General features: G+C 65.6%; 23 protein-coding genes and 1 tRNA gene. 8 read left to right on the plus strand and 16 right to left on the minus strand.

From position 1 onward, the window contains the following. Nucleotides 1-142: 142 nt before the first annotated feature. Complete coding sequence (gene thpR / locus ACAX61_RS00840; protein ID WP_370712939.1) at nt 143-679, plus strand: RNA 2',3'-cyclic phosphodiesterase; 537 nt, start codon at nt 143-145, stop codon at nt 677-679. On the opposite strand, the gene ACAX61_RS00845 is transcribed toward thpR, so the two are convergent. Both ACAX61_RS00845 and ACAX61_RS00850 read right to left on the minus strand, forming a co-directional pair. Next, nucleotides 661-1,242: an SAM-dependent methyltransferase gene (locus ACAX61_RS00845; RefSeq protein WP_370712940.1), complete on the minus strand. Its 582-nt coding sequence runs from the start codon at nt 1,240-1,242 to the stop codon at nt 661-663. The two genes, thpR and ACAX61_RS00845, sit on opposite strands and share 19 nt — an antisense overlap. A gap of 35 nt (nt 1,243-1,277) precedes the next feature. Then, a complete protein-coding gene (locus ACAX61_RS00850; protein ID WP_370714864.1) occupies nt 1,278-2,579 on the minus strand; it encodes a hemolysin family protein in 1,302 nt (433 codons plus the stop codon). A 162-nt stretch (nt 2,580-2,741) separates the two neighbouring features. On the opposite strand from ACAX61_RS00850, the gene ACAX61_RS00855 reads away from it, so the two are divergent. Then, nucleotides 2,742-3,419: a YiaD family glycine zipper/OmpA-like lipoprotein gene (locus ACAX61_RS00855; RefSeq protein ID WP_370712941.1), complete on the plus strand. Its 678-nt coding sequence runs from the start codon at nt 2,742-2,744 to the stop codon at nt 3,417-3,419. 41 nt (nt 3,420-3,460) lie between these two features. Here the strand turns inward: ACAX61_RS00855 and ACAX61_RS00860 are convergent, their stop codons facing one another. After that, the gene (locus ACAX61_RS00860; protein WP_370712942.1) at nt 3,461-3,889 is read right to left on the minus strand and encodes a nucleoside deaminase; all 429 of its coding nucleotides are present in this window, start codon (nt 3,887-3,889) and stop codon (nt 3,461-3,463) included. Nucleotides 3,890-3,931: 42 nt separating this feature from the next. Next, a complete protein-coding gene (locus ACAX61_RS00865) occupies nt 3,932-4,144 on the minus strand; it encodes a hypothetical protein (protein WP_370712943.1) in 213 nt (70 codons plus the stop codon). A 143-nt stretch (nt 4,145-4,287) separates the two neighbouring features. On the opposite strand from ACAX61_RS00865, the gene rpmB reads away from it, so the two are divergent. Then, nucleotides 4,288-4,584: a 50S ribosomal protein L28 gene (gene rpmB / locus ACAX61_RS00870; protein WP_370712944.1), complete on the plus strand. Its 297-nt coding sequence runs from the start codon at nt 4,288-4,290 to the stop codon at nt 4,582-4,584. Nucleotides 4,585-4,646: 62 nt separating this feature from the next. Here the strand turns inward: rpmB and ACAX61_RS00875 are convergent, their stop codons facing one another. After that, a complete protein-coding gene (locus ACAX61_RS00875; RefSeq protein WP_370712945.1) occupies nt 4,647-5,618 on the minus strand; it encodes an esterase-like activity of phytase family protein in 972 nt (323 codons plus the stop codon). 175 nt (nt 5,619-5,793) lie between these two features. Here ACAX61_RS00875 and ACAX61_RS00880 point away from each other — a divergent pair, with 175 nt between their 5' ends. Next, nucleotides 5,794-6,174, plus strand: a complete 381-nt coding sequence (locus ACAX61_RS00880) for a glycine zipper 2TM domain-containing protein (protein WP_370712946.1) — start codon at nt 5,794-5,796, stop codon at nt 6,172-6,174. Between the two features lie 124 nt (nt 6,175-6,298). Here ACAX61_RS00880 and phbB read toward each other — a convergent pair whose 3' ends face one another. The 5 genes from phbB to ACAX61_RS00905 all read right to left on the minus strand — a co-directional run bounded on the left by phbB (nt 6,299) and on the right by ACAX61_RS00905 (nt 10,998). Further along, nucleotides 6,299-7,021, minus strand: coding sequence for an acetoacetyl-CoA reductase (gene phbB, locus ACAX61_RS00885; RefSeq protein ID WP_370712947.1), 723 nt, complete (start codon nt 7,019-7,021; stop codon nt 6,299-6,301). A gap of 57 nt (nt 7,022-7,078) precedes the next feature. After that, a complete protein-coding gene (gene hemH / locus ACAX61_RS00890; RefSeq protein ID WP_370714865.1) occupies nt 7,079-8,086 on the minus strand; it encodes a ferrochelatase in 1,008 nt (335 codons plus the stop codon). Continuing rightward, the gene (locus ACAX61_RS00895; RefSeq protein ID WP_370712948.1) at nt 8,086-10,305 is read right to left on the minus strand and encodes a molybdopterin cofactor-binding domain-containing protein; all 2,220 of its coding nucleotides are present in this window, start codon (nt 10,303-10,305) and stop codon (nt 8,086-8,088) included. Before ACAX61_RS00895 ends, hemH begins: the two co-directional genes overlap by 1 nt. A gap of 54 nt (nt 10,306-10,359) precedes the next feature. After that, the gene (locus ACAX61_RS00900; RefSeq protein ID WP_370712949.1) at nt 10,360-10,950 is read right to left on the minus strand and encodes a GNAT family N-acetyltransferase; all 591 of its coding nucleotides are present in this window, start codon (nt 10,948-10,950) and stop codon (nt 10,360-10,362) included. Next, nucleotides 10,913-10,998, minus strand: a tRNA-Tyr gene (locus ACAX61_RS00905). The genes ACAX61_RS00900 and ACAX61_RS00905 overlap by 38 nt, the downstream gene beginning before the upstream one ends. 134 nt (nt 10,999-11,132) lie before the next feature. Here ACAX61_RS00905 and ACAX61_RS00910 point away from each other — a divergent pair. The 3 genes from ACAX61_RS00910 to ACAX61_RS00920 are packed head-to-tail and all read left to right on the plus strand — an operon-like array spanning nt 11,133 to nt 14,228. Next, nucleotides 11,133-12,734, plus strand: a complete 1,602-nt coding sequence (locus ACAX61_RS00910) for a M20/M25/M40 family metallo-hydrolase (protein ID WP_370712950.1) — start codon at nt 11,133-11,135, stop codon at nt 12,732-12,734. Between the two features lie 11 nt (nt 12,735-12,745). After that, nucleotides 12,746-13,492, plus strand: a complete 747-nt coding sequence (locus ACAX61_RS00915; protein ID WP_370712951.1) for a TrmH family RNA methyltransferase — start codon at nt 12,746-12,748, stop codon at nt 13,490-13,492. A gap of 28 nt (nt 13,493-13,520) precedes the next feature. After that, the gene (locus ACAX61_RS00920; RefSeq protein WP_370712952.1) at nt 13,521-14,228 is read left to right on the plus strand and encodes a hypothetical protein; all 708 of its coding nucleotides are present in this window, start codon (nt 13,521-13,523) and stop codon (nt 14,226-14,228) included. A gap of 22 nt (nt 14,229-14,250) precedes the next feature. On the opposite strand, the gene ACAX61_RS00925 is transcribed toward ACAX61_RS00920, so the two are convergent. Next, a complete protein-coding gene (locus ACAX61_RS00925) occupies nt 14,251-14,568 on the minus strand; it encodes a 2Fe-2S iron-sulfur cluster-binding protein (RefSeq protein WP_370712953.1) in 318 nt (105 codons plus the stop codon). 62 nt (nt 14,569-14,630) lie between these two features. On the opposite strand from ACAX61_RS00925, the gene ACAX61_RS00930 reads away from it, so the two are divergent. After that, nucleotides 14,631-15,254, plus strand: coding sequence for a DNA-3-methyladenine glycosylase family protein (locus tag ACAX61_RS00930; protein WP_370712954.1), 624 nt, complete (start codon nt 14,631-14,633; stop codon nt 15,252-15,254). Here the strand turns inward: ACAX61_RS00930 and ACAX61_RS00935 are convergent. The 5 genes from ACAX61_RS00935 to ACAX61_RS00955 are packed head-to-tail and all read right to left on the minus strand — an operon-like array spanning nt 15,251 to nt 21,953. Beyond that, on the minus strand, nt 15,251-16,048 hold the full coding sequence (locus tag ACAX61_RS00935; protein ID WP_370712955.1) for an aldo/keto reductase: 798 nt from the start codon (nt 16,046-16,048) through the stop codon (nt 15,251-15,253). The genes ACAX61_RS00930 and ACAX61_RS00935 overlap by 4 nt on opposite strands. A 40-nt stretch (nt 16,049-16,088) precedes the next feature. Next, nucleotides 16,089-16,982, minus strand: a complete 894-nt coding sequence (locus ACAX61_RS00940) for an alpha/beta hydrolase (RefSeq protein WP_370712956.1) — start codon at nt 16,980-16,982, stop codon at nt 16,089-16,091. 44 nt (nt 16,983-17,026) lie between these two features. Next, the gene (locus ACAX61_RS00945; protein ID WP_370712957.1) at nt 17,027-18,640 is read right to left on the minus strand and encodes an alpha-amylase family glycosyl hydrolase; all 1,614 of its coding nucleotides are present in this window, start codon (nt 18,638-18,640) and stop codon (nt 17,027-17,029) included. Continuing rightward, nucleotides 18,637-20,448 (minus strand): alpha-amylase family glycosyl hydrolase, encoded by a 1,812-nt coding sequence (locus ACAX61_RS00950; RefSeq protein WP_370712958.1) that lies wholly within the window; start codon nt 20,446-20,448, stop codon nt 18,637-18,639. Before ACAX61_RS00950 ends, ACAX61_RS00945 begins: the two co-directional genes overlap by 4 nt. Further along, nucleotides 20,445-21,953: a tryptophan halogenase family protein gene (locus ACAX61_RS00955; protein WP_370712959.1), complete on the minus strand. Its 1,509-nt coding sequence runs from the start codon at nt 21,951-21,953 to the stop codon at nt 20,445-20,447. Before ACAX61_RS00955 ends, ACAX61_RS00950 begins: the two co-directional genes overlap by 4 nt. Nucleotides 21,954-21,959 lie beyond the last annotated feature (6 nt).

Genomic DNA, 21,959 nt, shown 5'->3' on the forward strand with positions numbered 1-21,959 from the left:
TTAAACTCCTTTGCCCGGCCCGTGCCGGATGTCCGAAATATCGTGACCAAGGCCCCCGGTTTCAAGCAAAACCGGCAGCGCCGGAGAATCAGACACAGTTCGTTACATTGCACATCGCGGCCAATGGGGCCAAATTGCCGTCATGCACCGCCTGTTCGTCGGCCTTCGTCCCCCGCGCGCCGTCAGGGAGCGCCTTAGCGCCGCGATGAGCGGCATTGCGGGCGCCCGGTGGCAAAGCGACGATCAGCTTCACATCACGCTGCGTTTCATTGGCGAAGTCGACCGCCGCGTGGGCGAAGATGTGGCTCACGCCCTGGCGACGGTCGCCTTTCCCCCGTTGTCGCTGCGGATCGAGGGCGTCGGCAGCTTTGACGCGCGCGGACGCGTCAACGCCGTCTGGGCGGGCGTTCGGCCGCATGACGAGATCGCGCGCCTGCACCGCAAGGTCGATCAGGCCGTTGTGCGCGCTGGCCTCCCTTCTGAAAGGCGCGCTTACCTGCCCCACATAACGCTCGCCCGTTTCGGACGCGGAGCCGGGCCGGTCGATCGCTGGCTGGGCGATCACGCGGCGCTGTGCAGTGCTCCGTTCGAGGTCGATGCCATGATCCTGTTCGAAAGCCATTTGGGCAGCGAGGGTGCCAGCTATGCCGCGGTGGAGCGTTACCCGCTGACCGGCTGACGCGGCGGGACGATCCACAGATAGACCGGTCGCCCCCGTGAGCGTATTTTCCGCGCGGGGGGCCAGCCGCGCATTGCGTGGTAGTGGCTGATGATCCGCGATCCGGGCGCCAGTTCGGCGCGCAGCTTGGGCATCAGCCGACGGTTGATGCCGGGATGCAGGAATAGCGTAACGACCGTTGCGGAGCGCAGGTCGGCCTTGAAGATATCGCCTTCCTCAAACCGCACACGCTCGCCAACCCCCGCCTGTTCCGCATTGGCGCGCGCCACGGCGACGAGTCGTGGATCAAGCTCGATACCGACGCCCCGTGCGCCAAAGTCGCGGGCGGCGGCGATCGGGATGCGGCCATCGCCGGAACCCAGGTCGAACACCGTGTCGCGGCTGTCGACCTCAGCCAGCGTTAGCATCGCCGTGACGACTTCGCGCGGGCTTGGCTCGTAATAGATGTCGGGCGTGCGCTCAGGCCGCGCCGCTGGATCGGCACCGGGCGGCAAGGGCGGGATCGGCGTCGCGCAACCGGCGGCGCACAGGGCGAGGGTCAGGGCAAGGGCGACACGCATCATTGCCACGAACCCCGCAGGGGCGCGGCGGTTGCATGTCAGTCCAGTTCGTTCACCCACAATTTGTCGATCTTGCGCCCGTCCATATCGACGATCTCGAACCGCCAGCCCTGCTCGATAAAGCTCTCACCCTCGGTCGGCAGATGCTTCAGCACCGCCAGCGCAAGGCCCGCCACAGTCGCATAATCGCGATCCTCGGGCAGTTCGATGCCGATACGCTCCGCCAGCGAATCAGCTGCCATCTGGCCCGATACCAATAGCGAGCCATCGTCGCGCACGACGACGCGGTCGTCGGTCAGGTCGTCCGCGCCCGTCGCATCGCCGGCAATCGCTGCCAACAGGTTGGCCGGGGTCACGATTCCTTCGAAATGGCCATATTCATCGTGGACGAAGCCCATCGGCACCTTTGCACCGCGAAGCAGCGTCAGCGCATCCATCGCATCCACCTGATCGGGCAGCACCGGCGCCTGCTTTGCCAACGCCCGCAGGTCGATTGCGCGCCCCTCGATCAGCGCGACGACGACATCGCGTGCCTGAACGACGCCGATCACGGCGTCGATCGAACCATCCGCCACGGGCAGGCGCGTGTGATCGGTTGCGCGCAGCGTATCCAGAATCGCTTCCTCGGGGAGCGACACGTCCAGCCAGTCGACATCGGTTCGCGGCGTCATGATTTCGCGCACCGGGCGGTCGGCCAGCCGCACCACCCCGGAAATGATCGAGCGTTCATGCTCCTCGATCACGCCCGAGCGAGCTGCTTCGGTCGCGATCAGGTGAAGCTCCTCCGCCGTCACGCGATTCTCGGCCTCACGGCTCAGCCGCAACAGCTTGAACACCAGTCCCGTCGTTGAATCGAGCAGCCAGACCAGTGGCGCCGCCACGGTCGAGATGCCGCGCATCGGAATGGCGATCCACGACGATATGACTTCGGGCGACCGCAGCGCGAACTGCTTCGGCACCAGCTCGCCGACGATCAACGACAAATAGGTCGTGATGCCGATGACGATGGCAAAGCCCAGCGTTTCCGCAAGCTCGGCACCAACGCCCAGTGCCTCGATCCGTTCAGCCGTGGGCACGCCAAGGCTGGACCCCGAATAGGCGCCGTTCAGAATGCCGATCAGGGTGATGCCGATCTGTACCGCCGACAGGAACTTGCCCGGGTTTTCCGCCAGCTTCATCGCGGTCGCGGCGCCCGTCTTGCCCGCTCGGGCCAGCGCCTCCAACCGGGCGCGACGCGCCGACACCAGCGCAAGCTCGCTCATCGCGAAAACGCCGTTGAGAGCGATCAGCGCCAGAATGATGACGCAGTCGATCCAGGGAAAGGGTGGGAGCGGGTCCATTGCGGGCTTGTAATTCGCCATAGGGCAGATTGCCCGTATCGCACAACCGCCGATATGCACGCCGCCCGCTCATTCCCGGTTCAGTGCGCTGGCGGAACAACCCGCCGCTGGACGGGTTGCACCGGCCACAGGGACCAACAACAAGAAACAGGAGTTATCATTATGCGACTTGGCAAGCGGCTGGGTATCGCAACTGCCATCGCCGCGCTGGGCGTCACCAGCGCCTGCGTCACCGATCCGGTCACCGGCGAACGGCGCATTTCAAAGGCGGCGATTGGCGGCCTTGGCGGCGCATTCGGCGGCTATCTGCTGGGCGATATCGTCGGTGGGCGCCGCGACCGGACCGAAAAGATCGTGGGCGCAGGCATTGGCGCGCTCGCCGGCGCGGGCATCGGCACTTATATGGATCGTCAGGAACGCGAGCTGCGCGAACGCACTGCGGGGACGGGCATCGATGTCGTGCGTCAGGGTGACGAGCTGGTGCTGGACATGCCGTCGGGGATCACCTTTGATTTCGACAGCACCGCCATCCGCCCGCAATTCCGCCAAACGCTGGACCAGGTGTCGGACACGCTGCGGCGTTATGACCAGACCTATGTCGATGTTTACGGCCATACCGATTCGGTCGGGTCGGACGCGTATAATCAAGGCCTGTCCGAACGCCGCGCAAGCGCTGTCGCGGATTATCTGACCAGCCGCGGCGTCCAGTCGGCACGCCTTGGCACGCGCGGCTATGGCGAGACCCAACCGGCGGCTTCGAACGACACTGAAGAGGGCCGCGCCGAGAATCGCCGCGTCGAGATCAAGCTGGTCCCGATCACGCAGGACGATCTGCGCTGATCCTTGGACGGGGAGCGGTCACAAGACCGCCCCCCGATTCGCTAGCGACGCCTGGCGAAGAAGTCGCGCAGCAGCGCCGCCGCCTCCCCATCCCCGATGCCGGGATAGATTTCGGGCCGATGGTGACAGGTCGGCTGTCCGAACAGGCGCGGTCCATGCGCCACCGCCCCCCCCTTTGGATCGTCAGCGCCATAATAGAGCCGCCGGATTCGCGCATGAGCGATCGCGCCAGCACACATGGCGCAAGGCTCCAGCGTCACCCACAAGTCGCAATCCTCCAGCCGCTCCCGCCCCAGCGCCGCCGCTGCGGCGCGAATCGCCACGATCTCTGCGTGGGCCGTCGGATCACAAGTTGCACGCGGCGCATTGCCGCCCATGGCCACGATGCGATCGCCAATCGCCACCACGGCGCCCACGGGCACTTCATCCCTGTGCGCCGCCGCAGCTGCCGCATCGAGCGCGGCCCGCATCTGCGGCGGCATACGAAATGGAGGGTGAATGGCAGGCCCCTGTTACTGTCGCGGTTCGCGCACCTTTTCGACTTCCAGCGTCGGCACCTCAACCGTCTTGTTGGTGGTGCCCAGCTCGATGCGGCCGACATCGGCTTCGAATTCAGGTGCCTGCACGACGGCGGGGCGGGTCTGATCGATGCTGAGCATGCCAAGCGACATGAGCACCACGACCACCAGCACGACCACACCAAGGATGGCAAGAAGCGTCCGCATATGAAATCCCCTGTTCAGAACCGAAACGTCGCCGCAACAACGCCCGCGATCAACGGGAGTTGCGCGGCAGTGGTTGACGGCCCTGCCCCAACAGGCTAGTGGCGCGGCCTTTCCGGGCCAACCCGAACTCAGGATTGAACATCATGTCGCGCATTTGCGAGCTGACCGGCAAGGGCCGGCAGGTGGGACACAATGTGTCGCACGCCAACAACAAGACCAAGCGGACCTTCCTGCCCAACCTGCAGAATGTCACGCTGATGTCGGAAGCGCTTGAAAAGAGCGTTCGTCTGCGCGTTTCGACGCACGGCCTGCGTTCGGTCGAGCATGTCGGCGGTCTGGACAACTGGCTGGTCAAGACCAGCGAGACCGACCTGTCGCTGCGCGCTCGCCGCCTCAAGCGCGAAGTCGCCAAGAAGCTGGCCGGCAACGCCGCCGCCTGATTTCGGCGCACTGCACGTTTTGAAAGGGTGTCGACCCATATAGGTCGGCGCCCTTTCGTGCGTCATATTTCCAGGGCGAACTTCAGCAGCAGTGTGCGCTGGAGGGGGAATTGGTTGTTGTCGCTCAACAGCCAGACGATCTGCCGTCCGCCCTCGCTGGTCAGGGCAAGCCCTTCGAAATTGTCATGGAGCGCGGGTGCTTTCAGAGTCGCGATGACGGCGCCGCGAACCGCCGCACCGGGGCGAATCGCGTCCCGCTCGATCAAGACCAGACTGGCTGAAAAATCGAAGGGCAAGTCGAGCCCTCGGTTCAGCACCAGCAAGCGTCCATCGGCCAGAGCCACCGCGTCGGTCGGCTGCATCCCCTGTGGCGGGTGATAGACGAATGTGAAGCCGCGCAATGGCGCTTCCACCGGATCGCCCAGGAAATAGATCGCCTGCCGCCCAGGCGCCCGGTGAGGACGAGTGGACTCGCTCAACACCACCAGTCCGCGCTCGGGCATGAAGGCAATTGCTTCTGCCCCGCCGTTTTTCTGCCAGTTGGACATCACATCCGGCTTGCTGTGCCCGGTCGCGTGATGAAATGACGGGTCATATCGCCAAATTTCATTTTTTCGCTCGAACCCGACCCAGACGGCGCCGCTACGCGGATCGACCGCAAGCGATTCGCTGTCGCGGTCGCGCTTTTCCCACCCCCTGCCCGGCCCTGCAGGCAGCACCGAATATTCGGCATCGGACAGCCGGGTGCCGCCACGCCAGCGAAAGTGAAGCAGGTTACCGCCATCGCTCAGCAGGGTGAAGCGATCGCCCTGAACCCGCATTGCCGAATAGCCGCCAATCCCGGTACCGCTTTCGACGAGCTCCACGCCATCCAGATAGGTCAGCCGCCCGACGCGCCGGCGTGCTGGATTGTCAGGGAACAGTTGGACCGGCACCGCGCGCACCTGGTTCTCGCGCGGCAACGCAAGTCGCCCCGGCCCCGAATATGTCGGCGTCAGCGCAAGGCATAACAGGACTGAGATCGAGATACGCACGCGCCGGGCCTATCGGGCGCGGCGTCCCGGCTCAACCACCGGATTAGCTGAACGAATGCTAACAGCGACATTCAGGCAAGGCTCAATGCGAATCGCCCATAACGGCTTCAACGGTGACGAGGGGTGATTCGTTCGTTGCCGATTTGGAATAGAACACGGCACGAGGAGACTGATCATGTTCAAGCAGCTTACGCTTGCTGCCGCGGCGCTGACGATGGGAACGACCGCTCTCGTCGTGCCGACGGCTCCCGCCCAGGCTCAGGGCTATTATGGCTATGAACCGGGCTATCACGGCCAGCGTTATCGCGACCGCCGTGGGTATAATGACCGCCGCTATTATGGTAACGATCGTCGTTATTACCGCAATCGGGCGCGTGAGCGCTGCAACGATGGCGATGGCGGCACGATCGTCGGCGCAATTGCCGGCGGCCTGCTCGGCAACCAGATCGCGGGTCGCGGTGACCGGACGCTCGGCACGATCATTGGCGGTGGCGTTGGCGCGCTGGCCGGCCGCGAGATCGATCGGTCGGACCGTCCCGGCTATTGCCGCCGCTGATCCCGACAATCTCTCTCCTGTTGCGTAACGAGAGAGTCCCTCGCGTAGCGTATCGAGGGAAGAAGGCCGGTCCCGATGGGGCCGGCCTTCTACATTTTGGGGCGGGCCGATGGCCCGACCGCCATCAATACATGTGCTGGCCGCCGTTGATGCTTAGCGTCGAGCCGGTGACGAAGCCCGCATCCTCGGCGCACAGGAACTTCACGCCGCGCGCGATTTCCTGTGCCTGACCCAATCGGCCGACCGGCACCTTGGCGACGATCTTTTCCAGCACGTCGGCCGGCACCGCCGCCACCATGTCGGTGTCGATATAGCCGGGCGCGATGGCATTGACAGTTACGCCGAAACGCGCGCCTTCCTGCGCCAGTGCCTTGGTAAAGCCGTGAATGCCCGACTTGGCCGCCGCGTAGTTGACCTGACCATATTGGCCAGCCTGGCCGTTGATCGAGCCGATATTGACGATGCGGCCCCATTTGCGTTCGCGCATGGACGGGAACACCGCCTTGGCCATGTTAAAGCAACCGCCGAGGTTTGTATCCATGACCTCTTTCCACATCTGGTAGGTCATTTTCAGGATGGTGCCGTCGCGCGTGATGCCAGCGTTGTTGACCAGAATGTCGACCGGGCCGAGTTCCGAAGCAACCTGAGCCGCACCCGCCTGACATGCGTCATAATCGGCGACGTCCCACTTGTACGACTTGATGCCGGTCCGCTCGGTGAACGCCTGTGCCCGTTCATCATTGCCGGCATAGTTTGCGGCGACGGTCACGCCCGCTTCCTTGAGCGCGAGGCTGATCGCCTCACCGATTCCGCGTGTTCCCCCGGTGACGATCGCGACGCGAGCCATGCATCTCTCCTGTTCGTTTACGGGGCCGCCATTCGGCCCTCATCAAACGAACGCGGCCTAGCCTTGGTCGATCCACCCGGCAAGTTCGCGGGCGATCAGCGCGCGTAACATTTCATTGCCGACATCACTGTCGTTAAGGCACGGAAGATAGGCGAAACGCTCCCCACCCGCTTCCTCAAAGCTCTCACGACCGCGGATCGCCAGTTCCTCCAGCGTCTCAAGACAGTCGGCGGAAAAGCCGGGTGCAAAGATGGCGACGCGTCGTGTTCCAGCCTTTGCGAGTTCGACCAGCACCTCGTCGGTTGCGGGACCCAGCCATTTGGCGGGGCCGAAGCGCGACTGGAAGGAAATCGTCAACGGTCGCCCGATCGCCTCGGTCAGCAGGCGGGCGGTCTTCTGGCAGTGGCAGTGATAGGGGTCGCCCAACTCCAGCGTGCGCCGGGGCATGCCATGGAAACTGGCGATCAGCACCTCCGGCTCAAAATCCAGCACCGCGAGCCCCGCTTCCACCGACACCTTGAGCGCCGCGATATAGGCGGGATCGTCATAATAGGGCGGCAGGGTGCGAATCGCGGGTTGCCAGCGCATCGTTGCCAGGTGCGCGAACGCCTTGTCATTGGCGGTCGCAGTCGTAGCGCCCGAATATTGGGGGTAAAGCGGCGCCAGCAAGACGCGCTCGCACCCGGCATCCTTTAGCGCCTGAAGCCGGGAGGCGATCGACGGATTACCGTACCGCATCGCGTAATCGACCATCACGCCGGGACCAAAGGTGCCCTCCATCGCCGCCGCCTGCGCGCGCGTAATCGCCGCCAGCGGGGAGCCGTCATCGGTCCAGACCTGCTGATAGGCGTGGGCCGATTTTTTCGGCCTTGTGGTCAGCACCGCACCGCGAAGGATCGGCTGCCAGACGATCTGCGGGATTTCCACGACGCGCGGATCGGACAGAAACTCCTTCAGATACCGTCGCACCGACTTGGTATCAGCACCATCAGGTGTGCCCAGGTTGATGAGTAGGACGCCAACCTTGCGGGTCGGGATCGCGGGATGGTCGGCGGGACGCTGCATCATGGGTTCGCCGGATCGAGCGGCAGTTGGCGCAGGCGAAGGCCCGCGACCGCTGCGACCGCGTTGGCGATCGCGGGCGCGACCGGCGGCACCGCCAGCTCGGACACGCCACCCGGCTCCGCCTCGCTGCGGATCAGTTCGACGGTGATGTCGGGAATGTCATTCATCATGGGCAATCGCAGATCGGAAAGCGTGCGCGCCTGTGCAACCCCGTCCTTATACCCGGTCGAGCAGCCCAGCGCCTGAGCCAGGCCAAAGATCAGTCCGCCTTCGACCAGCTGCAGCACGATGTCGGGATGGACGATGCGCCCGCAATCCACCGCCGCTACCAGCCGCGAACATCGCACACGCCCGCCCTCCACCGACGCTTCGGCCAGCACGGCGATGTGCGACCCGCGAAAGCTGTGGGCGGCAATGCCCTGCCCGCTGCCCATGATGCCGCCCTGCCAGCCGCCCAGCGACGCAACGGTGTTCAGGCAATTGGCGAGACGCGGTTGCTGGCCCAGCATGCGGATGCGGAAATAGCTGGCGTCAAACTCGGCCCGCCGCGCCAGTTCGTCGATGAAGCTTTCGACGAAAAAGGTCGTATAGCCATGCGCGCCGCCGCGCAGGTGCCCGACCGGTGCTCCGATGTCCGCCTCGTGGTGATCGACCGCCCAATTCGGGATGCCATAGGGCGGCACCGCGCCTGCCACTGCCGCCGCATCGCCGGACCGGCCCGATAGCGCCAGCGACAGGTCGGCCACGCTTTCCCCTGCCATCAGGTGCCCGGCCAGTTCCCGCCCCAGCGCCGGGGCGGAAATGGCGGCGTGCCACGCGGTGACGCGCCCGTCCCGCTCCAGCCGTGCGGTCATGCGCGCGCGGGCCGGTGGTCGAAATCGGTCGCGGATGCAATCCTCACCCCGGCTATAGCCAAGCTGCACCGGGCGCCCCAGTTGTTGCGCCAGCAACGCCGCCTGTTCGGCGACGCGCGTGTCCAGCCCTGCGCCGAACGATCCACCCGCCTGCATGGGGATGATAGTAACCGCGTCCTCGCCCACGCCGATCGCGCGCGCTGCCGCCGCACGCGCCGCCGCCGGGGCCAACGTCGCCAGCCACAAGCGCAGCCGCCCATCCTCATACACCCCGGTCGCCGCCGTCGTCTCAATCGCGGCGTGCAGGCCGGGCGCAGCCTGGTAATGGGCGCGAAACAGCCGCTCACCGCTCAACAGCGCATCCGGCTCCCCCAATGCCTCGACGCGAGCACCCTCGCTTGCCAGCGCGGTGGACAGCGCGGCGTCGATGCTGGCGTCGGTCAGCGGAAATTGTGTCTCGAAACGCGGGCGCATCGCATCCAGCGCCCGGCGTGCGGCAAAGCTGTCGGTGGCGACGGCAGCGACCCAACGGTCGTTGGTGACGACGCGGACCGCGCCCGGCACCGCATCCGCGGCGGCGACATCCGCACTGATCAGCCGCGTCCGGCCCAGTGGCCCCTGCCGAATTGCGGCGAACACCATGCCGGGCAAGCGAATATCGGCGACGAAATTGGCGCTGCCGTCCAGCTTTGCCGGGGTGTCGAGCCGCGTGACCGACGTGCCCGACAGGCGATTATCCTCATCGCTTCGCAGCACGGGGCGCTTTGGCGGCTCGAACGCCGCCGCGTCCGCCGCCAGGTCGCCAAAGCGCAGCCGCTGGTCGCCCGACACAACAAAGCCCTCGCGCGTGACGCACTGCCGCTCGTCCACGCCCCACCGGGCCGCCGCCGCCGAAATCAGCAAGGCCCGCGTGGCGGCCGCCGCTTCGCGCAGCGGCAGTTCGAACTGGCGAAGCGATGCAGACCCGCCCGTCAGCATCAGGCGAGCGCGCCGCTCGCCCTGATAAGCGGGTGGCGCGGGCAGCCGCGAATCGGCGCCGCCGAACAGCTCGGTCGCGGCAAGCGGGTTGGCGTGAGCGGGGCCGATGGTTGCCGGCTCTACGCCCACCGTGCGCCAGTCGGCGCCCAATTCGTCCGCCACCACCTGCGCCAGTGTCGTGAAAACGCCCTGTCCGTGTTCGACGACCGGCACAGAAACGGTCAGGCGGCCGTTCTCCGCCAACCGGATCCACGCGCCAAAGCCCTGTTCGTCCTCCCGGACCGGCGCGGGCGGCGGAAATCGGCGCGGCCACGCGCCCCAGGCGACGATCACGCCCAGACCGACGCCGCCGCCGACCAACAGCCGCCGCCTGCTGATTGTGGTCATTCCGTTTTTCGCCATTGGCGGCCGTCTATCGCGCCCGATGCCGCCGCGCCAGCATCAGCCGATGCTTTTCGCCAGCACCACAAATTCCAGCTCGCGCGTTCGCGGCACGCCAAAGCGCACATCGCCGTGCGGAAAGGGTCGCGCTTCGCCGGTGCGCGCATAACCGCGCCGTTCATAGTAAGCGATCAATTCGGGGCGCTGGCGAATCACCGTCATTTCGATGATCGCCGCCTCAAAGGCTGTCCGCGCCAACGCCTCCGCCTCAGCCATTAACTGCCGCCCCAGTCCCTGCGCCTGCAGGTCGGGCCGGACGGTCAGCATCCCAAGATAGGCGGACGCCGGCGGCTTCCGCTGGACCGACACGCAACCCGCCATGCGATCGTCGCCCATGGCAATGACGATGCGCTGATCGGCGTCGGCCAGCATTTCGGAAAGTGCTTGCAGATCGGTCCGCTGCCCGTCGAGCAGGTCCGCCTCATGCGTCCACCCGGCACGCGCGGCGTCGCCGCGATAGGCGCTTTCGACCAGAGCATGAAGCGTGGGAATGTCGTCGCGGTTCGCAAGGCGGAAACGGAAAGACATTTCGGGCGGGAGCGTCCGCAGGTGATGGTGGAAGGGACTGGATTCGAACCAGTGTACGCTCACGCGGGCAGATTTACAGTCTGCTGCCTTTAACCACTCGGCCACCCTTCCATGGGGCCGCTTCGAAAAGCGAGGGCGCCCCCTAGCCTCAGCGGATCGGGCTTGTCAACGCCGTTGCACGATTAGTCTTCACACAATAGCAACGCGCGAAACCATTTTGTCATCCGGGGGGAATTTCCGGCACCATGCGCCTTATCCATCTGCTCGCCGCCACGGCGCTCGTCGCCACTCCGCTCGCTGCCCAGCAGGCACCCGCCCCGGAATTTGCCCGGATCGTGGATGAAGCGACGAATCAAAGCCAGGTGATGACGCTGGCGCAGCACATGACCGACGTGATCGGCCCGCGCCTGACCAACTCGCCCGCAATGCGCCAGGCAGAGGATTGGGCCGTCGCGAAATTCCGAGACATGGGGCTTTCGAACGCGCGTAAGGAAGGGTTCGAGTTCGGTCGCGGCTGGTCGATCGAGCGGTCCAGCGTGCGAATGGTCACGCCCCGCCCCATCCAGCTGACCGCCATTCCCATCGCATGGACCCCGCCGACTGATGGCATGGTCAGCGCGCCGATCGTCGTCGCGCCCATGACCAAGCGTGAGCATTTCGCCGCATGGCGCGGCAAGCTGGCGGGCAAGATCGTGCTGGTATCGCCGCCCGGCAGCGCGGACGAACCGGCCGACGCCGCGTTCAAGCGGCTGTCGGGGGAGGATATCGGCAAGCTTGACACGTTCCGCGAACCGACCTTCGACCCCCAGCGGATCAGGACGCGCGAGCCGCGACTGACGTTCGAGGAGGATCTGGACGCGTTCCTCAAGGCCGAAGCGGCGCTGGCATTTGCTCGCATTTCCTATCGCGACAACAAGCTGCTGCATGGTGAGGGCTATATGCACCGCACGGGCGCGTCGCTGCCAGGCGTGGAAATCGCCGCCGAGGATTATCGCCGCCTGACCCGGCTGGCCGCGATGGGACCGGCGCCGACGCTGGAAATCCTGAGCGACGTGAAATTCGACGACAGCGACAGCCAGGCCTATAACATCCTCGCCGATATTCCCGGCACCGACGCCAAGGCGGGCTATGTCATGGCGGGCGCGCATTTCGACAGTTGGGTCGCGGGCGATGGCGCTACCGACAATGCCGCCGGTTCGGCCATGGTTATGGAAGCCGCCCGCATCCTAAAGGCGATGGGCGTCCGGCCAAAGCGGACGATCCGCTTCGCTCTGTGGAACGGGGAAGAACAGTCGCTCTACGGCAGCATCGCCTATATCGAGAAATATCTGGCCCGGCGCCCCGCGCCCGCTGCGCCCCAGAATTCAAACCAGAATTATTACGGGCAGACCGAACGCTTCCCGGTGACGCCGCTGGCGGGCTATCGCGACCTTGCCGCCTATTTCAACATCGACAACGGTTCGGGGAAGCTGCGCGGCATCTATGCCGAAAATAACTCGGCCGCGATGCCGATCCTGCGCGAATGGCTGTCGCCCTTTGCGCCGATGGGCGCGGGCAATGTCGTGTTCGGGCGTACCGGCGGCACCGATCACCAGTTCATGGCGGCGGTCGGTCTGCCGGCCTTCCAATTCATTCAGGACCCTCTGGACTATTCCAGCGTCACGCACCATTCGGGCGCCGACACCTTCGACCATCTGAAGGGGCCGGACATGCGGCAGGGTGCGATGGTGCTGGCGTGGATGCTGCTGAAGGCCGCGAATGCCGAACAGCCGCTGCCGCGCAATCCCGTGCCGCGCCAGCCGCTGCCGACCGATCCGTTCCAGACCCCCGACCCCAACGCCGAGTAAACGAAACGATCATGGCCCGACGCGGACATCGCCCTTCCCAAGCCGCTGGCAACCGCCCCCGTTTCTGGGGGCGCCATGCCGTGCTGGCAGCGCTCGCCAACCCCGACCGTCAGGTCCGCAAGATGTGGGGCACACGGGAGGCGCTGGCCAATCTCGACCTGCCGCCCGTCCTGCCCATCACCTATGCCGACGTTGCCGATCTGGGGCGGCTGGTGCCGTCCGACGCCCCGCATCAGGGGCTGGTGATCGAGGTCGATCCGCTGGACGATCTGTGGCTGGGCGAAGTGCTGGAACGCGGGGCCGATGATCGCCGCCCTGTCGTGGTGCTGGATCAGGTCACCGATCCGCACAATGTCGGCGCGGTGCTGCGTTCGGCGGCAGCGTTCGATGCGCTGGCGATCATCACCCAGGACCGGCACGCCCCGCCGGAAAGCGGTGCGCTGGCCAAGGCGGCGTCGGGCGCGCTGGAAATCGTGCCGTGGGTGCGCGTCGTCAATCTGGCCCGCGCGCTTGACGAAGTGGCGGAAGCCGGCTTCTGGCGTGTCGGCCTGACCGGCCACACCCAGACACCGCTGAACGAGGCGCTGGGCGGCGGGCGCATTGCGCTGGTGCTGGGCGCGGAGGGCGAAGGGATGCGTCAGAACACTGCCGCGCATTGCGACGTGCTGGCCCGGCTGCCGATCAGCCCGCGCGTCGAAAGCCTGAACGTGTCGAACGCTGCGGCAATCGCGCTTTACGCGGTCGCGACCCAGGGATAGCGTCGCCCCGTCCGGGGGAGAAACGGTGGTGGGCGCACGAATTCGCGGCATGGTGCTGGCGCTGCTTGCGCCGCTGTTTCTGATTGGCTGCGTGGTGGTGCCGGGCCGCTTTACCGCCACGCTCGACATCGCCGCCGACCGCAGCTTCGCCTTCGCCTATCAGGGGGAGATCGTCGCCCTCGATCTGGGGGACGAATTCGCGCGCGGTATGAAGGACGCCGGCGAGGACAGCGATTCCGAGGCGACCGCGCTTCACATCGCGGCACGACAGGCGGCCGAGGCGCCGGACGATGCCACGCGCGACGAACGCCTGCGCGCGCTGGCGGATCTGCTGGGCAAGGAAGCGGGCTATCGACAGGTGGAATATAAGGGCGATGGCCTGTTCCAGATCGACTATGCCATCCGGGGTCGGCTCACCCATAACTTCATCTGGCCCTATAACCCCGATGCCGAGATCCTTTTCCCGTTTCTGACCGCCGAGCTGCGCGGGTCCGGCACGGTGCGGATCAAGGCGCCCGCTTTTGGCGAAACATCGGCAGCGGGCGCGCCGGGTACTGAAAACGCGGCGGAGCGCCGGCGTGGCACCTTCACGCTGACCACCAACGCGGAAATCGTCAGCCAGAATAACGAGGACGGCGCGACGACACAGGGCGCGCGGCACAGCATCGTCTGGGACATCACGCCCGTGACAAAGGACGCTCCGATGGCCGTCCTGCGCGTGGCGCCGGTCGGCTGATCGACGACCGGCGCGTGCGGCATCAATCCTCTTCGGCGATCCGGACGCGCAGTCCGTCCAGCGCGGCAGTGAACTGGATCTGACACGACAGCCGCGACGTTTCATCGCGGTCGGACGATGAATCCAGAAGGTCGTCCTCATCCTCGCTCATGGCCGGCAGGCGGTCCGCAAAGGCCGGGTCGACATGCACATGACAAGTCGCGCACGAACAGCACCCGCCGCACAGCGCCAGCAATTCGTCAAAGCCGTTGTCGCGGATCACTTCCATGACCGACAGCCCCACTTCGCCCTCGACGGCGCGCTCTTCTCCATCACGGGTAACGACGATAAGCTGGGGCATTGGTTTCTCCTGCAATCGGGCGGCAAATGCCGCGCCGGGGCGCGACTTTCAAGGGACGGTTAATGGGATTGAGCGCGGAACAGTTGCGCGAAGACCTGGTTGCGCTGGCCGCGGTCGAACCGGCCATTGCCGCGGCGATCGGGCGCGTCGGCTATCCCGAACCGCGCATCCGCGACCGGGGCGTGGTCACGCTGCTGCGGACCATCGTTGGCCAGCAGGTCAGTTACAAGGCTGCCGACGCCGTGTGGCAGCGGCTTGAAGCGACGCTGGGCGATGCTTCTGACACTGCCGCATGGGTGGCCGCCAGCGACGAGACGCTCCGCGCCGCCGGGCTGTCTCGTCAGAAAATGGGCTATGCCCGTAGCCTGGCGGGACTGGTGCAGGCGGGCGAACTCGACCTCTCCAACCTGCCCGCCGACGATGAAGCGGCGGTGGCCGAACTGGTCAAGGTCAAGGGGATTGGCCGCTGGTCGGCGGAAATCTACCTGCTGTTCGCGGAAGGCCGCCGCGACATCTGGCCGGCAGGCGACCTGGCCGTCCAGATCGAGGTGGGGCGCATCATGGACCTGCCCGAACGCCCGTCCGAAGCAGCGACGCGCGAAATCGCAGAGGCGTGGCGACCGCACCGGGGCGCGGCCGCCATCTTCACCTGGCACCATTACCGCAGCGACATGGGTGTGATCTAACCCCCAAAACTCCGCGGGTCGCCCCCGATCCGACCATCCGGTTCATCCATCGCTGCGATCGCCTGCATGTCGGCATCATCAAGCGTGACGTTCGTGGCTGCCAGATTGTCGCGCGCATGCCCCTCGTCCGACGCCTTGGGGATGACCGACAGGCCCAGCGCAAGATGCCAGGCGAGGATGACCTGCGCCGCGCTGACCCCGTGTTTCTCCGCAATGGCAACGATGCGCGGATCCTTCATCGTCGCGCCTTGCCCCAGCGGGCTCCAGCTTTGCGTGACGATGCCGCGTTCGGCGTGAAAGGCGCGGGCTTCCCCCTGCTGGAAATGGGGGTGAAGCTCGATCTGGTTGACCGCAGGCACCACGCCGGTCGCGTCGATGATGCGTTCCAGATGTTCGGGCAGGAAGTTCGAAACGCCGATCGACTTGACCTTGCCCGCTTCCCGCAACTCGATCAGTTGCTTCCACGCGTCGAGATACTGATCGTTCTGCGGCACGGGCCAGTGGATCAGATACAGATCGACGGAATCCCGGCCCAACAGCGCCAGGCTTTCGTCCAGCGCCGCCGCCGCCTCGCCCTGACGGTCGTTCCACAGCTTGGTCGTCAGAAACACGTCCTCCACCGCCGACAAGCCCTCACCCACGCCGCGCTCGTTGTGATAGATGGCGGCGGTGTCGATCAGGCGATAGCCCATATCGACCGCCTTGCGCACGATCAGCGCGGCAGTGGCGTCTGCGATCTGCCATGTCCCGAAACCCAGCGCGGGCATGCGGTGGCCGTCATTCAGCTCGATCATCGTTCATCCTGTGCAATGGGGATACGCCACCCCCAATGCATCAGACCCCGCCTGGTTGCCCATACAACCAGCGCAACGGGTCGCCGAGCCTAGCGGCCCAGGCGTTTTCTTCGTGCGGAGCGCCGGGATAGGCACGGCTTTCAAAGTCTCGGCCTTGCTTCCAGCCAAGTGACGGCAGCAATTTATCGACTGCTGCCTGATAGGGCCGATAAAGCCGGTCAAGCGTTTCAGTACCGTGGTCGAACCAAATGCGCCGCCCCGCCGGTGGCCCCAGCCGGTCGCCGAGCCAGGATCGCCAATTGTCGATGACCGCCGCTTGATAAGGCGCATCTTCGGCCGGCCCCGGCACGAACAATGGCCAGTGCGTCGACAGGCACGCTGCGCTGCCGAAGACATCACGATGCCGGACCATCGCATAAAGGGATATCAATCCCCCCATGCTCGACCCCATGATCGCGGTATTGCTGACGTCGGGACGCGTACGATAGCGGGTATCGATCGCGCGCTTCAATGGGCCGGTCACAAAGTCGAGATAGGCATCCGACACCACTGCCCCGTCGACCAGCGGCGCAAGCGCGCGGCGAATGTCGGGCGAAAGCCGCGCGAATGGTTCGGCGGGCACATAGGTGCGGTATCTTGCCGCCACCGGGTTCCAGATGCCGACGACGATCGGGGCCTCCGGGCCGAGCGCCAGCGAGGTCACTGCCCGGTCGACATGCCACACCTTGCCATACCCGCTGACAGCCGGGTCGAACAGGTTCTGCCCGTCATGCATGTACAGCACCCGGTGGCGCCCCTGACCACGGCGATAATCCGGCGGCGTCCAGACCGAAACCCGAACCTGCCCCAGCCTTTCGGCCTCGAAGGTCAGCTCATCCAGCACGGGCCCGGGCGTGTTGGTGCGCGCAGCGACGGCAACCGGCAGCGCAGCCATGCCGGCAAGCATCGTGCGACGCCCGAACGTGGCTGGCATCGCACTCATACGATCCGCGCGACCAAGGCGGCATAGGGACCAAGCCGATCGCGCTCGACCTTGCCGGTGGCCGCTAAATGATGATGCGGCGGCAGGTCGATCGATACGTCCGTCAGCCCCAGATTGAACGCGCAGATCAGTGGCGCGGCATCCTCCGCACGCCGTTCGAAGATCAGCACATCGCCCTCGGCCCGGCGGATCGTCAGCGCTCCGCGCGCAAGACTGGGTTCGGCCCGCCGCAGCGCGATCAGCGACCGGGTCCAGTTCAACAGCGATTCCGGATTACCGGTCTGCACATCGACCGCCAGCGCGCCGTGATCCGGCCCATGCGGCAGCCACGGCTCGACCGACCCGAACGCGCGGTCGGCGGCATCGCCTACCCATGGCATCGGCGTGCGGACCCCGTCGCGCGACAGGGTCATCGGCCAGTTGGCGATCGCTTCGGGATCGACCAGCCGCTCGAACGGGATATCGACCTGGGTCAGGCCCAACTCCTCCCCCTGATACAGGATGGCATTTCCGCGCAGGCTGAGCAGCAGCAGCATCTTCAGCCGCGCGAAGGACGCTGCGTGTTCGGGCGCGACCCAGCGCGAGATCGCGCGCGGGGCATCGTGATTTTCGAACGCCCAGCTTGGCCAGCCTTGCCCCGCCCCCTCCGGCCAGACCGACAGCGCATCGGCCACCAGCCCCGGTGTCAGGCGCTCGGCATAGAGGAAGTTGAAGCCATAGGCGCTGTCCAGCCGATCCGGTCCTTGCGTGTACAGCGCCATTTCGCGCGCCCAATGGTCGCCCCCGACCTCCGCCATCGAAAATACCGCGCCGTGCGATCGCATTTCGGCGGCCAGTCGCTCGATAAAGGCAGGGATATCGGGGTGGCTCTGGTTATGGATCTTGTCCTGAAAATCGAACGGCCGCGACCGGGGGCGGTTGGACGGCGGCAGCGGCGGATTGTCGCGCAATTCGGGATCGTGCATTGCAAAGTTCAGGGCATCCAGCCGGAACCCATCGACACCCCGGTTCAGCCAAAAGCGCGCGACGCCCAGAATGGCTTCCTGCACTTCAGGATTGTGGAGGTTCAGATCGGGCTGCTCGACCAGGAAGTTGTGCAGGTAATATTGCCCGCGCCGCGCATCCCATTGCCATGCCGGGCCGCCGAACACCGACTGCCAATTGCTGGGCGGTGAGCCGTCCGCCTTTGGATCGGCCCAGACATACCAGTCGGCACACGGATTATTGCGGCTGGATCGGCTTTCCGCGAACCAGGGGTGCTGGTCGGACGAGTGGGAATAGACCTGATCGATCATCACCTTCAGGCCCAGCGAATGCGTGCGCGCGACCAGTGCATCGAAATCTGCCAACGTCCCGAACACCGGGTCGACGCCACAGAAATCGGCGATGTCATACCCGAAATCGCGCATTGGGGAGGTGAAGAAGGGCGAAATCCAGATCGCGTCGACGCCCAGATCGGCAACATGCTGCAAGCGCGACGTGATACCCGGCAAGTCGCCAACGCCATCGCCATTGGCATCGGCAAAGCTGCGCGGATAGATTTGGTAGATCACCGCCCCCTTCCACCACGGTTCGGCGGACTGGGGTACGATCAGCGGTGCGCTGCTCACTTCGCCCCCTCGGCCGCGCAGACGATAGTGGCAAAGGGCGCCAGCTCGACCGCGACCGAACCTGGCGCGGTGGCGTGGGCGGAGCACGTGCCGAACAGTTGATCAAAACGCATGGAGGTCGTCTCCACCTGAACATTGGCGCGTACGGGTGCGGCCGACGTGTTGAACGCGATCAGATATTCGCGCCCCGTATCGGGATCGAAGCGGCTTACCGCGAACAGACCCGGCGCGTCGCCATAAGCACGCGTCACCTGCCGCCCGCGGCGCAGCGCGGTGTGACCGGCACGCAGCTTGGCTAGTTCGGCGATATGCGCGCGCAGCGGATGGTCGCGGAAATGATCCTCACCCGGCGACCGCGCGGTGCCGACCAGCCGATTGTCGAGGTAGCTGGCGACCTGGGTCGGGAACATATCTTCCCGGCTGGACTGGTCGCCGCCATCCTCACCCGAAAAGCCCTGTTCGTCGCCGTAGTAGACCGTTGGCACGCCGCGCAGCATCAGCAGCATCGAATGGCCCAGGGCGACGCGTGCGGTCACTTCATCCCCGCTCGCCCCCGGAAAGCTGCGCCGGACGAAGCCTGCGAACCGACCCTGATCGTGATTGCCGATGAACGTCGGCAATTGCAGCGCGGTATCGGCACCCCCGGCATAAAGCGCATCGCCGTCAAACAGCCGCGCCAGCGCCTCGGTCCCCGCCCCGCCCGCAACGGTGCGCTGGACGGCGGTGGCAAAGGGGAAGTCGAGCACCGCGGGCAGCTTGTCGACGACGGTGTGCCGGGCGGTCAGCCCCGGTTCCATATCGCCATGCGCGGCCTCACCGAAAATGTGGAAATTGGGGATGCCGCGCGCCTTTGCACGTTCGAGCATCGCCGGCACGAACGCCGCCCAGAATTCGGGCTCGACATGGCGCACGGTGTCGATGCGATAGCCGTCGATCCCGTAACGGTCGATCCAGTCACCGAAAATCTCGATCATCCCCGACACCACGCGGGGATTTTCAGTCATCAGGTCGTCCAGACCCGAAAAGTCGCCCATCATCGAGCTTTCGCCGCGAAAGGTCGTGTTGCCCCGATTGTGATAATAGATCGGGTCGTTCAGCCAAGCGGGAACCTTGATGTTTCGTTCCTCCGGCGCAACGCGAACCGAATAGGCGAAATTCGGATCGGTCAGCCGCGCGAAGTTTTCGGCCGTACGCACACCGTCCCCGGCGAAACCGCGATTGACTGCACGCCCCTCTGGCCCGCCGCGCGTCGAATAGGGGTAATCGGCGCGGCTGCGATACGGGCACTCGCCCGCCCCGCATTCGGCATAGGAAATGACATCCGCCGTGTGGTTGGCGATGATGTCCATATACACCTTCATCCCGCGCGCATGGGCAGCGTCGACCAGCGCCTTGAAATCGGCGTCGCTGCCCAGATGCGGATCGACGCGGGTAAAGTCCGTGATCCAGTAACCGTGATAGCCCGACGATTCCTGACCCGCTGCGCCCTGTACCGCCTTGTTCTTGAAGATCGGTGTCAGCCAGATCGCGGTGAAGCCCATCGACTGGATGTAATCCAGCTTGTCCGTCAGCCCCTTCAGGTCGCCGCCGTGGTAAAAGCCCTTGTGCGCCGGATCGTAACCGTGGCGCAGCCGGTCGCCCGAAATCCCGCCCCGATCGTTCGACGGATCGGCATTGGCGAACCGGTCGGGCAGCACAAAGTAGATCAACTCATCAGCGGGCAGGCGCTGCCGCAGCGCGGCACTGTCCTGCGCGATGGCGGGTTGGGCAGCGGTTGCCAGCAGCATGGCGGCGATCAGGCGTTTCATACGCTTACCTTCGATGAATGCGCGCCCAGACGGCGCAGGAAGTCGCCATGCGCGGGCATGGCAGCACTTGCGCGCGCTGCCACTCCGGCGACGGTGTTGAGAAACTGGTCGAGATCGGCGTCGGACGGTTCGTCGGCCAGCGGGTGCCAGGCTTGGGGAAGCATTTCCTGACCGATCAGCACTTGCGTCCAGCCGGGTTCGGCGAACAACTCCTCATCGCGCCGCGAAATCCGGGCCGATGCACGCCACAGTGCCAGCTTGCGCGCCAATTCCTCTGGCAGGACCATCGCCCGCATCGCGTCCCACAGCGGTTCGCCGACACGCTGGTTGGCATGATAGTGCAGGATCAGGAAATCGCGGATACGGTCATATTCGACATGGGTCAGCCGATTATATTCGGCGCGGTCGGCCTCATCGATCGCGCCCTGCGGCAGGAACGACAGGATGCGCGCGATTGCCGTCTGGATCAGGTGGATGCTGGTCGATTCCAGTGGCTCCAGAAACCCGCTGGCCAGCCCGACGGCCACGCAGTTGCGATGCCAGAAGGATGCACGCTTGCCCGTGGTAAAGCGCAGCGGCCGGGGATCGCTCAGCGCCTCTCCATCCAGATGCTTCAGCAGCATCGCCGCCGCCGCGTCGTCGGACAGATGCGCGCTGGAATAGACCAGCCCGTTCCCCGTGCGGTGTTGCAGGGGGATGCGCCATTGCCACCCCGCCGCCCGCGTCGTCGCTTGGGTATAGGGCGCCGGATCGCCGCTTATGGCCGATGGCACCGCCAGTGCGCGGTCGCACGGCAGCCAGTGCCCCCAATCGATATAGGAAACGCCCAGCGCCTCCCCGATCAGCAGCCCGCCAAAGCCCGTGCAGTCGATAAACAGCGCGCCCGCGACACGGCGGTCGCCGTCCAGCCGCAACGCCGCGATGTTGCCGTCCGACGCCCGCTCGACCGACAGGATGCGCCCCTCATGCCGCTGCACGCCACGCGCCTCGGCATAGGTCCGCAGATACGCGGCATAGAGCGCGGCATCGAAATGATAAGCATAGGGCATGTCCGGCACCGGCGGCTGCGCCTCGAACCGCGCAAACCGCCCGCTCTCGGCGGCCATGTTGTTCAACGAATAATCGCCAAAGGGCCTCGCCTGCCCAGCCGAGCGGGCACGCAGCCAGAAATGGTGAAAGGGCGTCAGGCCCAGCGCCCGCCCGACCTGGCCAAAGCCGTGCAGGTAACGATGGCCGGGTCGAACCCAGTCCTGAAAGGCGATGCCCAGCTTGATCGTGCCCTGCGTTGCCGGCAGGAAATCCGCTTCATCAATGCCAAGACCGGCGTTGAATAGCCGGATCTGCGGGATCGTCGCCTCCCCCACGCCGACCGTGCCGATCGCGTCGGACTCGACCAGCTCGATCCGCCAGCCCTTGCCCAGAAAGCGCGAAAGGGCGGCGGCCGTCATCCAGCCGGCGGTCCCGCCCCCGGCGATGACGATGGTGCGCGGCGGTTGCTCGCTCATCCTCGC

It is taken from the genome of Sphingomonas sp. IW22, from assembly GCF_041321155.1.
Taxonomy (GTDB): Bacteria; Pseudomonadota; Alphaproteobacteria; order Sphingomonadales; family Sphingomonadaceae; genus Sphingomonas.

What these genes read in the sequence shown, in the direction of transcription:
- ACAX61_RS00930 (WP_370712954.1), top strand. Translation starts at nt 14,631, where the DNA reads ATGGGATTGAGCGCGGAACAGTTGCGCGAAGACCTGGTTGCGCTGGCC.
- ACAX61_RS00915 (WP_370712951.1), top strand. Translation starts at nt 12,746, where the DNA reads ATGGCCCGACGCGGACATCGCCCTTCCCAAGCCGCTGGCAACCGCCCC.
- ACAX61_RS00865 (WP_370712943.1), bottom strand. Translation starts at nt 4,144, where the DNA reads ATGCGGACGCTTCTTGCCATCCTTGGTGTGGTCGTGCTGGTGGTCGTG.
- ACAX61_RS00860 (WP_370712942.1), bottom strand. Translation starts at nt 3,889, where the DNA reads ATGCGGGCCGCGCTCGATGCGGCAGCTGCGGCGGCGCACAGGGATGAA.
- ACAX61_RS00925 (WP_370712953.1), bottom strand. Translation starts at nt 14,568, where the DNA reads ATGCCCCAGCTTATCGTCGTTACCCGTGATGGAGAAGAGCGCGCCGTC.
- ACAX61_RS00955 (WP_370712959.1), bottom strand. Translation starts at nt 21,953, where the DNA reads ATGAGCGAGCAACCGCCGCGCACCATCGTCATCGCCGGGGGCGGGACC.
- hemH (WP_370714865.1), bottom strand. Translation starts at nt 8,086, where the DNA reads ATGCAGCGTCCCGCCGACCATCCCGCGATCCCGACCCGCAAGGTTGGC.
- ACAX61_RS00895 (WP_370712948.1), bottom strand. Translation starts at nt 10,305, where the DNA reads ATGACCACAATCAGCAGGCGGCGGCTGTTGGTCGGCGGCGGCGTCGGT.
- ACAX61_RS00855 (WP_370712941.1), top strand. Translation starts at nt 2,742, where the DNA reads ATGCGACTTGGCAAGCGGCTGGGTATCGCAACTGCCATCGCCGCGCTG.
- ACAX61_RS00910 (WP_370712950.1), top strand. Translation starts at nt 11,133, where the DNA reads ATGCGCCTTATCCATCTGCTCGCCGCCACGGCGCTCGTCGCCACTCCG.
- ACAX61_RS00845 (WP_370712940.1), bottom strand. Translation starts at nt 1,242, where the DNA reads ATGATGCGTGTCGCCCTTGCCCTGACCCTCGCCCTGTGCGCCGCCGGT.
- ACAX61_RS00935 (WP_370712955.1), bottom strand. Translation starts at nt 16,048, where the DNA reads ATGATCGAGCTGAATGACGGCCACCGCATGCCCGCGCTGGGTTTCGGG.
- rpmB (WP_370712944.1), top strand. Translation starts at nt 4,288, where the DNA reads ATGTCGCGCATTTGCGAGCTGACCGGCAAGGGCCGGCAGGTGGGACAC.
- thpR (WP_370712939.1), top strand. Translation starts at nt 143, where the DNA reads ATGCACCGCCTGTTCGTCGGCCTTCGTCCCCCGCGCGCCGTCAGGGAG.
- ACAX61_RS00950 (WP_370712958.1), bottom strand. Translation starts at nt 20,448, where the DNA reads ATGAAACGCCTGATCGCCGCCATGCTGCTGGCAACCGCTGCCCAACCC.
- ACAX61_RS00850 (WP_370714864.1), bottom strand. Translation starts at nt 2,579, where the DNA reads ATGGACCCGCTCCCACCCTTTCCCTGGATCGACTGCGTCATCATTCTG.
- phbB (WP_370712947.1), bottom strand. Translation starts at nt 7,021, where the DNA reads ATGGCTCGCGTCGCGATCGTCACCGGGGGAACACGCGGAATCGGTGAG.
- ACAX61_RS00940 (WP_370712956.1), bottom strand. Translation starts at nt 16,982, where the DNA reads ATGGCTGCGCTGCCGGTTGCCGTCGCTGCGCGCACCAACACGCCCGGG.
- ACAX61_RS00880 (WP_370712946.1), top strand. Translation starts at nt 5,794, where the DNA reads ATGTTCAAGCAGCTTACGCTTGCTGCCGCGGCGCTGACGATGGGAACG.